4 protein-coding genes are annotated in these 12785 nt (G+C 36.0%); all 4 read right to left on the bottom strand.

The features are described 5' to 3' along the window. Nucleotides 1-36: 36 nt before the first annotated feature. Nucleotides 37-6357: a DEAD/DEAH box helicase gene (locus MST16_RS10840; RefSeq protein WP_180092358.1), complete on the bottom strand. Its 6321-nt coding sequence runs from the start codon at nt 6355-6357 to the stop codon at nt 37-39. 2 nt (nt 6358-6359) lie between these two features. After that, nucleotides 6360-9668, bottom strand: a complete 3309-nt coding sequence (locus MST16_RS10845; RefSeq protein ID WP_180092356.1) for an STY4851/ECs_5259 family protein — start codon at nt 9666-9668, stop codon at nt 6360-6362. 173 nt (nt 9669-9841) lie between these two features. Continuing rightward, nucleotides 9842-11209 (bottom strand): restriction endonuclease subunit S, encoded by a 1368-nt coding sequence (locus MST16_RS10850; RefSeq protein WP_180092353.1) that lies wholly within the window; start codon nt 11207-11209, stop codon nt 9842-9844. Then, nucleotides 11206-12768: an N-6 DNA methylase gene (locus MST16_RS10855; protein WP_180092350.1), complete on the bottom strand. Its 1563-nt coding sequence runs from the start codon at nt 12766-12768 to the stop codon at nt 11206-11208. Before MST16_RS10855 ends, MST16_RS10850 begins: the two co-directional genes overlap by 4 nt. Nucleotides 12769-12785 lie beyond the last annotated feature (17 nt).

The following is a 12785-nucleotide window of genomic DNA, read 5'->3' on the forward strand; positions in this document are numbered from 1 at the left end:
TCTTAGCAATCTATAATGACTCTATTTATATGCACTTTAAGATTTAGTGATATATAAATCAGTCTTAAAATTCTCTTCACTTCTTACACATAGATTCGTCTCTTGCCGTTTTACCCACAACAATTGTTTTTGGAAACTTTCATTAAATGGAAAATCTCTGTCTTCTTTCACTTTTGGCCACTCAATGTATTTTATCTGCCAAAATCCAACTCCTTGATCTAATCGAAGCTCAATTTTCTTCCCAGATTTCAATCTAAAAAGTAAAAATCTCGCATGATCAATTTTTGAGTCGGGTATCTGCAAATTCAGCTTCTGAGATAACTGATCTTCAAAATAATTTATAAAGAAACTCTCAAATACTTCACGCTTGCTAAAATCTGAATATAATTTTTCATCTTGTATTTGTTTGTTTCTAAAACAAGTTGTTATCGTTAATCGAGGGCGAATACCTAATAATTTCTTTATTCCTTTTAACAAACTGGTTATCAGAATAATATTTGCTGGGGATTGCAAATATCGATCTGAATATTCTATTTCTATAACCTCATCATTCACCAAATCGTGTAGCTTAGATATTGGTAAAACTTTAGCCCAAAATTTTTCAGCAAAATCATTTACTGATTCACCATCAAAATCTTTACCAACTTTGATTTGTTGAAACTCATTTTCATAAGATTCAATAGCTTTAAAATCAAAACTAAATTTTTGTAATTGCAACTCTGGGGAAGTAATTGATTTATAGCTTGGGCTTTGACCCTCCAACCAGAACTCATTAAAACAACTTACTTCTGTCGACTGATTGTATAAGGTGATTACTTTCTCCTGACTTACAATCTGAGCATACAAATATTCAGGGGTAATATTGCTATTCACCGTAAATGAAATACCGATTTTTTCCAATGCCAACATTTCTTGCTGTATTTGTGGTGTCAAACTCATATCTAATGAGACCACCCCCACTAGCTTTATATTACTATTCAAAAATTTAAATAGTTTTTTTCTGATTGCAGTACACAAAACATCCCAATCTTCACTATTACCGGTGAGGTTGAATGTGATTTGTGTTGCACCATGATTTACATATTGCTCAATGATCGTAAATGGAGTACCCGCGATAAAATCTGTATTAGCAATTGGAGAATCTAAGTAAGTTAAAAACTCATCTCCTAACCATACCAATGCCAAAGTACGATCTAAGTTTTCAATGTCATGTCTTGTTTGAGTATCAAGCAAGCATTTGCCACAGACTGAATCACAACTATCGTCTATACAATTTAGTTTTTCCGCAACTAATGATCTTAAAACTTCAGCAATATAATGAGCAGCAGTAGTCGAAAAACCCGCTCCACCGCTTAGGTCATCAAAAATTTGTAAAACTAAAACTGCTTGATCATCAATTTTCTTCACTTTTACTGCATAACCCAACTCATCAGTAGCAATACCCAATTTAGTTGCTATTGCCTGACGTAAAGCTACAACTAATGTTGTTGCAATAATTCGACCATCTTCATTGTTTAAAATATATTCATTACGGGTCGGATGTTTTAAAACAATTTCCAATACATCGGTTTTAATTTGGCAGCCTAAATGAATATTAGCTTTAACGACGCTTGAACCACCGCAATCTGGTCGTTTAAATTTATCACCATCTTTTAGAGCTTTAAGTGCCTTATGTGGACGATCTGGAGTTAAAGTACTTGGAAACTTCGCTTCACCGTCATAACTTTCTTCCATTGAATCCGCTCGACCACATTGCATACAAATAGCAAATCCTGTGCCGTTCAATCCTGAACTATATTGAAATACATGTCCATCAGGGTCTACGTTAAAATATCCTAAATTAGCATGTGGCAATGGCCAACTTTGAGCTGTTTCTGAAAGCCCTACCCAAGGTTTCTGGACAGGGATATATTTTTGCATCGTGACATCATTATTGGGTTTATCATAATAATCAACACTAAATCCGTTTGGACGTAATACTTTTTTAACATCTTTTATAATTTCGCCACATTTAGCATTTGTACATATCAACTGTTCTTCATTCAGCAAAACACCTGATGTCAACCCTGTTTGACCACAGTGATGGCACATCCAAGCATAATCAAATTTCTGGGATTTCTTATCGTGTTCATTATGAGTATTCTGCCATGCAAGTGATATGCCTCTCGATGTATAGACACGACCATCAACGATAACTTCTGCACCTGGTGCATATTCACGAATCGCAATCGCAATATTACGGCTTGGTAAGCCTTTTACACGCGATAAATTATCTTCACGATCAAGACAACTTTCCAAATCCTTTGTTTTTCGGTTCTTTGAAAGTTTATCCCAACGATCTTTCTCTAGCTTAGTAATATTATTAAAGGTAATCACATCCGTTGGGAAACCATAACTTGGTAAAAAGTTACGCATCGCTAACTCAGATAATAAATATGCTTGTGTCAAACGGTATTTTTCATGTGTCAGGCGATGTAGATAGCTACTATTAGGATTCGTAGCCAGTTCTTGTTGATACTCTCTTTCAACGATGACATATTCTTCCAACCATTCTATCTTAAGTTCTCGGATTTTTGTCACACAAGCATCTATGATTTCTGCATTATCAATATCTTTTAATGCTGTGCCTTTTTTCAAAAATTTTAATACTTGTTGATAATCTTTTACTGCTTTGCCCACCAACCATTTTTCAAAGGTGTCGCAAATTGAATCAGATTGATCATCCTGTTTAAGATAAAACCATTTTAAATCTAGTTTGGGTCGATCAATATCTGTATCCCCAATTTCTTTGATTAAAAAGATGGCTAGTAACTGTGCATTGATATGTCTCTGAATCAACCGTTGTGAATTAAAGCTTACATGAGGTGCCTGAATTGCTGTGGTATAAGCCCATAATGGTTGCTTAAACACTTGCTGATCATGTGGATTATTTTTACAAATCGTATAAGAAATAGCACGTGATTGACTGCCACGTCCTGCACGCCCTGTACGTTGTAAATAATTGGCAGGATGTGGAGGAACATTGTTCATAACTACCGTTGAGATCCCTCCAATATCAACCCCCATTTCCATGGTTGTAGAGCAGTTTAGGACATTGACCTTACCTGCCTTAAAGTAAGTTTCATATTGCTTGAGTAAATTTGCCGACTGTTGTGCAGAATGTTCTGCTGTACGATAGAAGAAACCTCCCAATACTGCGCTATCTGATAGGTCTGTCCATAAATTTAGTGATCTTAGCTTGCTCACTGCTAAATCTTGGTGAAGTGCAGTTAGATTTTCATGATCAAACTGCCATAGCTTTGGAAAAGCCATTTCTTCGGTTTTATATTTATCAGTATTTTGTGGCAAACTTATCGGTAAATACGGAGTAAATCCTTTAAAAGTAGTGTCTATTAAACGATGCGTAATTGGGCATAAAAAGACTTTATCCAGTAAACTAAAGGTTAGTTTTTCCTTTCTAAGATGATATTTTGAATTTCCATCTTCAACTAAGAATTCAGCTTCTAATACTTGCCATGCTTTTTTTAACCAATCATCAGCTATATTTCGATGTGCTTGCAAGCTTAGATCTAATTTTGCACCTAACACTAAAAGTTTGACTAGACGGTGATTTTTAGACACCGATGCCATTGGCCATGCCAAAATACTATTATTTTTCGAACCATCATCTCGCTGTTTAAACTTGTCTCGATCTTCATGAGTTACAACATGCTTAGGGCGTACAGGTCCACCCATCCATTGTTTCCATTCTTCAGCAAGATCAATCACTGTATTCTCACGAATATAGTAATCTAGAATAACTTTAATAAAATCCTGCCAATCTTGAATACTTAATTTTTGCTCTTTCCAATAGTTAGGTAGATCACTTAAGTCTTTTAATCCTTGGTAATTAACTTTTACTAACCCCAAAGTTTCTAAGCTATTGGCGTTTTTAGGTCGACGTGAAAACTCACGTGTTAGTAGCATTTGTGCCAGTTTAAGTGGTCCTGCATCATCAAAAATATCACCTGCTATATGACGATTTGCGAGTAAAATACCATTTTGGAAATCAAAATCTTTTGCTAAGACTCGATATAGCTCTTCCCAACTTATTTCAGGTAGCGCAACTGGGGCTTTATTATTTATAAAACCATCTAATTCTTTTTGAAATAGATTAATTAAAAAGTCATTTCCTGATTTTTCTGCTTCTTCTATCTTCTGACGTAAAAATACCTCCGTCGAATCCATAGTTATAGTTTGTGCTTTCGTATGTTGTATTAAAGCTTTAAGTACAGCACCACGTAAGCGCGACCGTTCTGCTTCTTGTTGCATTTTGACAGACAAGCGTGCAGTGCCTTGACGACTATCCGTAAAGGTAATTAAGCGCTTACCCTTAGCTGGCATGTCCCATGGTGTGCAGTCTTTGAGATCTTTGAATTCACCTTCAATAAATTCTGGATCATTAAAATTTTTGCTTGCTTCATCAATATCATCCTGATCAATATCTGGACAATATTGTAAAAGATGTGGAACAGTCTGTGTAATATAGTAAGGTGCACCTAAAATCGCACGTCTAAATGGCAAATCATATTTTGTTCCTTTCGAGCCACATTCAGGATTGCTACATTCAACAGAATCACCAGTGTTAAGCGGCTCAAAATAATGCACATTTAACGCATTTTTAGAAATTTGCCCAAGTTTTAAATTATCTAGATTCAGTTGTTGTCGACGATAGTTTTTCTCTTTATTTTCATTTGAAGAAAATACCACTAAACGATTCTTTATAGCATTTTTAAATTCACGTTCTTCTTGCTCTTCCGTTTCATTATCAATAAGTAATGCAAATTCATCTTCAACTTCAACAGTCCATTGTTTAAGAACATCTTCCCTACCCAATAAACCTAATAAATGTGGTTCCTTACAACTCTTACAGAACGTTAATTCCAATACAGGTGCTCCACACGCACAGTTTTCTTGATGTGTCGCATACACCTGGCCAAAGCTCCAGTTTTTTAGATCTTCAGATTTTTGATCACACTTATCATTTATACAACTCCATAATCCATGAGTTACACGTTGATAATAGTTAACTCGAATCTTGAGAAAAGCTTGTTCCGTAATAGAAGGTTTTGTAAAGGTTAATAGATCTAACCATTTTAAAATCTCTTGTTGAGATAGCTGAAAATCCTTTTCTAGTTTTTTTTTGAATAAATCTTCTAGTGTTAAAGCACGTTCTGAGCAAATATATTCACGTAAAGTCAGTGCGATTGGGTGTCCAGACAGTTTATGATAACGCTCAAAAGAAATTTCTTGTCCTTCATCAATAGACACTAATTCATCAAAAGACAGAAGATTACTCTCAACCGAAGCTAATGGAGGTACTTCACGTTGACCACCAATCACCAAAATATTCTCAATACTTTGACCTGAAATCTCTGATAAAAATTGTTTCAGTTTTTCCTCTGCATCTGCACCTGCAATCGTTGCAGATGTTGCGACAAAACGAACGTCTTTTGCTTCTACACCAAATGCATGTAGAACACGACGTAGTTGCATCGCAAGCTCAGCTGCTTGTGAGCCCATATAACTATGAGCTTCATCCAATACGATCCAACGCAATTTTCCTTGAGATTTTTGCAAAATAGGTGCATCGATTTGGCGCACCATCATATATTCCAACATGGTGCCATTTGTCACCAAAATAGGAGCCGGATTCGATCTTAGTTCTTCACGTGTGAATACTTGATTCGGATGAAGATTTTGTTCTCCAGTTTTCTGTGATTTATGCTCTGGTGTATTACCATTATATAAACAATAACGAATAGCATTCGATGGTAGGAAATGCCGCGTCCAAGCATCTAAACGTTCTTGTTGTGAGTTAATCAGTGCATTGAGTGGATATAAAAACAATGCATGCACACCAGTTAAGGATTGCCCTGCTTGAATAAATTCTTCATACAAGTCATTTAGAATGGGCACCATAAAACATTCCGTCTTACCTGAACCCGTTCCTGAAGTCACAACAATCGATTTTTTATCTTCTAACAAAGCATTCCAGCTCTGTAATTGATGTACATAAGGTTGATAGTTACGATTAAACCGATATGCGCCGTTTTCTTTATGATCTAAAGCATCAATCACATTTGCATGAAGTAATTCACCACCCAAATCTTCTAAAGTAGGCTGACCTTTCTTCCATGCAAACATCTGTTCAATTACAGGTGAAGATAAAAATGATTGATCTTCACCCACAGCTTGAGACATCTGCTGTTCTAGAACATTACGTAGTTCAGGATGCGAGATACCCAATATACTCAGTGTAGCTTCTTTATTTTTTTGAATACTTTCTTGTGTTAAAGAACTAAAATATTTATACATTGTTACTTCGCTTCTAAAATTAAATATTTAACAATTGAACTAAAAATTTGATTAAACCATTGCTCATCAAATGCAATGATTTGCTTAAGTTGCAATATATCGTAGGCACTCAATTGCAGTTTAGAATGATGCTTAACGTTCATATATGCTAAACAAAATGGTAAATAGACCACATCTTTATTCCACTGACTTGCCAATTGACAACTAAAAGGGAGCTTCTGCATACAGTCAAAGTAAGCCCATTTATTCTGCGAAAGTGCCGTTGGCCACGCTTGATCTTCTGTTGCACTATGATTTCGTTGCAACATACGTTGATACTCAGAGTTTTCTAAACCACCTATAAAGTTACCTTCAAATATCCAGTCATTTAAAAAGTGAAAATTAAATTCAGGCCCAAATGAACGTTGATTGCTCAAATAGAATGTATGAAATGATTCAGCCAATAAAGGAGTAAAATTCTTCAATCTTTTTAAGATATTTTCTGCCTTTGCTCGACCATATGTTCCATCATCCATCAGTATTTTCTGCCAATACTGAATCAATTGATTGATTGCATTCAACCATGATGAGACAGGAATTAAATACCACATCACCGACAGTTCGGTTTCGAAACGACGTAAAATATCGAGAGATAAATCAAGTTTAAATATTGCGATAGCCAATTGATCATAATTACTTGCTAGACCTTTTAATACTTCAAAAGTATTTAAAGGCAAATGGTCATAATTATGTAATAAAGCTTTCACATGTTCCCAAAACACCTCATTATTTTCATAATTTACTGTACGTATAAACTGCTTAATCGATAGTTTATTCTGACCAAATGCACGTGTGGCGACAGTTAAAGGCTCAATGTCTTCATCTTGAGGATAATCAAACTTATGAATGAGTTTTGCTCTAAATAATGTAGAACCTTTGCTCGGAATTAATAAATAAGGAGCAAGACTCATATCTAACTCTGGTATTTGAAAAGCTTTCCCTACCCATTCATTTTTTTCAATTAAATCGAGTGGTGTAACCTGTGGTTGCACCAATGACATCACTTGCGGTTTAAAGCATAAAGATTCGGTATGATTTGAGGCATTTTCAGCATAGTACGCCTGAATACTTTTCCCCCAATTTAACTGATGTGCGTAATGACGGATATTGAATTTTTTTTCAATCTGCTGATATCTGACGGTACATTCAACATAACTATCCAAGTCATCATCGACACTCAATACACTTTTCACATCTTCCATAAACTCATATAAATTAATTAAAGAAATTCCTTGTTTTACTTTCAGCTGTGTACGATAAAAAGGTAAAGCATGTTTTTGATTATTTTTTGTTTTTAAGACAAGATCAAAGCCTAATTTAGCAGGTCTATCGTATGAATAAACCGTTAATTCTGTATTTAATAAATCATGAATGACTAAATCTGTAGATATTAACTCTTGCTGCTCACGAATCAGTTTGAATCCTCTTGCAGGAAAAGGAACTGTAACAATACACTCTCCACCAAATTTAAAGGTTATTTTTAAGTTTAATGCTAAAGGTACAACTGCACATTCCACTTGGCACTTATACGATATTCCAGTCTTTTCATAGACTAAGCTTGAATGAGGATTCAAGACTTCAATTTGAATTTCAGCATCTGATTCAATATCAAGTATAGCTTGATTAAGTACAGCACCTGCTCTTACATTTACTTCAAAATGTTTTGGTAAAACAATTACTCTCTTTTTTAATAGACTTTCACCCTGTCTATTTTTTAAAGTTAGCATCTGTTCTCCAAGTAACCGATGCAAAAGGATACTTTCAATCGGCTCTTTGCCACAAAACAAAGTATGTGTATCAAATGTTTTTAATACTGGTTTTCCTGTGAATGCTAAACTGGGTGAAGTTTGTAATGCGCTGATATTATTTGTTCTAAATAATAACTGTTCAAATTCAACTTGAGAGTGACCGCATTTAATGAAAATTTGATCACCATCTTGTGTCAGAATCCGTTGTTGGCCACTAATTTTATACAGATCAAATGCTAAAAATTGCCCTATATACTGTGGTGAGTCTTCTGATTCTGTATGGATAAACTTTGCGCCAGCCGGCAGACTAAGTAAGACTTCAGATGCCTTAGTTTTTAGCGCACCTTGTGCAATATACTTTGGTTTTTCCTGTATTTCAAAAGCTATAGGTAAAGTTTCAAAATCCAGAGAACTGTCTTCTAATTCCTTATAGCTAAGTACTACCCCATCTACCTCTAAACACAAATATAAGGTTTCATTGCAGGATTGTCGGCGAATGTCTTTTGAAAACCCTCGGTTAATTTCTGCAATGACTTGTTGGCACTCCTGCAAAGAAAGATAAGCAACGCATAAAAAGTGGCTTTTATTATTCAAGCCTTCTTTAATCACCAAATGACCCCGTGTTCGAAGTAACTCAGTGTTCTCTTTCAATATAAAAGAAAGTTCTTCAGGCAAATAAACCGTACTAAATAGCTCTCTAAAATCCTTAGACAAGCTATGTGTACATTTGAAAGCCTGGTGTAATTGGTGATGTTTAGAAATTTCTTCAGTGGTAGATTTAAATAAATGCCTTAAGAAATCATCTACAATGCTTTGATCTTCATCAATTGGCAATGGAAATTCTTTACGCCAACTCCTTGATTCTTGATCTAAAATGGTAATTGGATCATGCTGTACATTTAATCCATACTTTTCCACTTTTTCGATGATTAATTTTACAATATCAATTACTAAAGATAATGTCTCATCATGCTCAAATGCTTGGGGCAGCGTTTTTAATTCTTGCTGAATTTCAGCTCTTAATTCATCAATATCATATTTATTGTTTAAATATAATGAGGTCACTTTTTGAAAAATCGAGATATAGCGATTGCCATCCTCTTTTAACAGGCGTGCCGGGAACCCACCCTCTTTAAAAATCGAACCCAGGTAGTTATTGGCTTTACTATATTTTATAATCGGGCGCTTCCAGAATCTCAGCCCTTTAATTACAACTTCATTTCTGGTATTTACGGGTAAATCGACGATATTTAATGCAGTTAAAATCGGATCCCATGTCCATTTTGCAGTATATTCACGTCTAAACCACTCGGCAGCATACAGTGTAAACAACCTTGCCCATTCATCGCCTATACGGTTTAAATTTTGAAATGGGAAACTTTTTTTAAGAATGTTTTCAATTTCTTTAAATTCACCAACTGATAATTGATATTGATAAAGTACCCGCCCATCAGCAGATGTTAATCCTCGTGTTGTTAATATCTGCTCTAAATATTTTCTTGGACTAAAATTTAAATTGCTCATTATTAAAACACTCGAATTTTAAATATTAAAATACTCATCACTATCATATTCAATACGTTACTTTTAAAATGATTAATTAAGCCTATTGATTAATAACTCAAATAATTTGAACGTATCATTTCCTCTTTAACACAATTAAAAAAAATGCCTCGTCCCCTCGATGCATTTTTTGTTCAAACTTCTTTCTTTTTACGCGTCTTTTTAGCAGACTTACTCGCTTCTCTTTCCGCCTGTATTTTAGCAAGCAAGCTTTCCGCACTATTGACACCTGTAATCAGCTCTTGATGCTGTTCACGCCATTCGGCAGTCAGTTCACCGCTAAAGGCTTTAGCAAGAATAGACTGAGTAAGTAAATTGACTCGCTTTTGAGCTGATTGAACAGTTTCTTCAATATGATTTGCAAGTTGGAAGAATTTTTTTATGTCTTTTGCAAAAGCAAGTTGCTGCTTTAAACTTACCAATGGAATAACTAATTCTTTAAATTTAGATTGAGTTAAATTCATCCCACTTTCTGAAGAACCTGTCTTCATCTTTTCAATTAAACTAAGCCCTGTTAATGAATTGAGATAGAGATTCAGATAATCCGCCGATATCTTTTTGGAATCACATCGAACTCGATATACTTTGTCACATATCATTAAGTTATCGTAATCCTTATCAACTATACAGGTCACACCACACCGAGCACGTGGTCCTGCACGTGTGATTAACACATCTCCTGATATCAAAGACAACGCTTCTCTTGGTTTCAAATTACTTGGTAATTCTTTATTTTCGCTAGCATCGAAATAGAGAGGCTGAATGGCTGAAGTTTTTATAACTCCCCATTGCTCTGCACTAGCTGGAGTATTTAAACATTTTGGACTCCAGCCTTGATCAATACTCACCACTAGATCATCTAAGTTAACCTGCTGAACTGATGCTAAATTATTGAAATAACTTTCTAAAACCGACTGACGGAATTTTTTTAGAATGGCAGGAATTGCATCTAAACGCGCTTTAATTTGCTCGACTTGCGCAAGCATCATATCAAGCTGACGAACGATTTCTTGTTGTTCGGCTAAAGGAGGGTAAGGAAATCTACAATCTCTAATCCTAAACAAAGCTAGTTTAGGTTGACCACTTGACGTCACTTTGTCATCAAATTGATCTATAGCTATTTGACTATTCAACACATACTTTAAATAAGGTCTTTCAATTCCTTGCAAATTACAAATTTTTGCAGCATTTTCAGTTAAGTTTGCCCCATCTAAGCAATCAGGAATGCTCCCTACTAAACCAATTGTTCCAGCGATACTTATATATAGGTCATCTATTGAAATAATATAGTTACTAATATGTTGATAAGTTTCTTCATCTATATAACGTAAATCACTTAGATCAACACTTCCATTACCCATATCAGTTACACGGATATAAGGATGCTTTGTCTTTTCAGATGAAAAGGTTTTTCCCTTTGGAAGACGTTTCCCTCCCTTAACTTCAGCAACCTTTTCAATCGGTAAAGATAACCATTCAACAGGCAAATTATCTAAACTCATGCCTGTTCCTCAGCGTTCAAACCTAGTGCATCTGCTAATAGCTGTTTTTGTGTATTGGCTTCATCAGTTTGACCTAATGCTTTCATTAAGGCATCTAACTCAACCAACGCCTGAGTCAGCTCAGACATTGCTTCACTCGCCAACACATGCGGTTCCGGTAAATTCGCAGCATCCACGGCGTCATTGTCTTTTAACCATGAAATATCTAAAGAATCACCCTTCTGCTCTTTAATCCATTCACGACTAAACTTACGCCAACGACTGTTCTCAAGTGTTTGCTCTTGCTCATCCAAAGTTAAAGACCACTCACCCTCAGTACGTGGTGTTAAACCTTTAGGGTCAGCGCCGTAAACCGTTTCAAAGCCTTTCAGATGTGTTTCAGTAAATGGTGTACGCTTACCAAAACTTGGCATATTGGTACGCAGGTCATAAACCCAAGTATCTACAGTACAGTGTTCATCTTGTAGCGGATTTGCTTCTGTACCTTTGGTAAAGAACAACACATTGGTTTTTACACCTTGCGCGTAGAAAATCCCTGTCGGCAAACGCAAAATCGTATGCACATTACATTTGTTCATCAGGTCCTGACGAATTGCTGTACCCTGTCCAGCTTCAAACAGCACGTTATCAGGTAATACCACGGCGGCACGACCACCTGGTTTTAAGTTCTTATAAATATGCTGCAAGAATGCCAATTGCTTATTTGAGGTATTAAATGGCAAATCATCACGCGTAATACTTGCTTCACCACCTTTAGACGTACCAAATGGCGGATTGGCTAAAATCACATCCGCTTTTGGCAAAGCCTGCCCTACAGGACCAAGCGAGTTACCCAGCTTAATTGCCCCCTGCTCACCACCAATATCATGCAACAAACAGTTCATTTGTGCTAAACGGCGCGTATTCGGTACAAGCTCTACACCAACAAATGCATCTAAAGTATAGAACTGAGTTTCTTGTTCAGTCAGTGCATATAAATCATTTTGCTGTCGTATATACGCATCCGCAGCAATCAGGAAGCCCGCCGTACCACATGCAGGGTCTTGAATCACTTCACTTGGCTTAGGTTGTATGCAACGCACAATACTGTTAATCAGCGGGCGTGGAGTAAAGTACTGACCTGCCCCTGATTTAGTTTCAGTGGCATTCTTCTCAAGTAAGCCTTCATACAAATCGCCTAGACCATCCGCTTTAATGCTAAACCAGTCCAGCTTGTCAAATTCATTGATCAGTTGCTGTAAATGGCGAGGTTCACGTAAGCGAGTTTGAGCATTGGCATAAATTGATGCAATCAGCTCATTCTGATTTTGCGATAGATCAAGCAACATCTGCTTATAGAAATTGAGTAATTCAATGCCGTTATGATCTTTAAAGTGCATCCATTTATATTGTTCAGGATAAATCTTGGCAAGCGTAGAAAACTCGTCATCCAGTTCATCGACCATTTTGACGAAGAGTAGCATCACCAGTTCAGACACATAGTCGCTATAGTTAATCCCGTCATCTTTTAATACGTCGCAAAGATTCCAGAGTTTTTGGACAATATCATTTTGTGTCATGTGCTGCACTTCATCAG

Source organism: Acinetobacter sp. YH16040_T, from assembly GCF_024605785.1.
Taxonomy (GTDB): Bacteria; Pseudomonadota; Gammaproteobacteria; order Pseudomonadales; family Moraxellaceae; genus Acinetobacter; species Acinetobacter amyesii.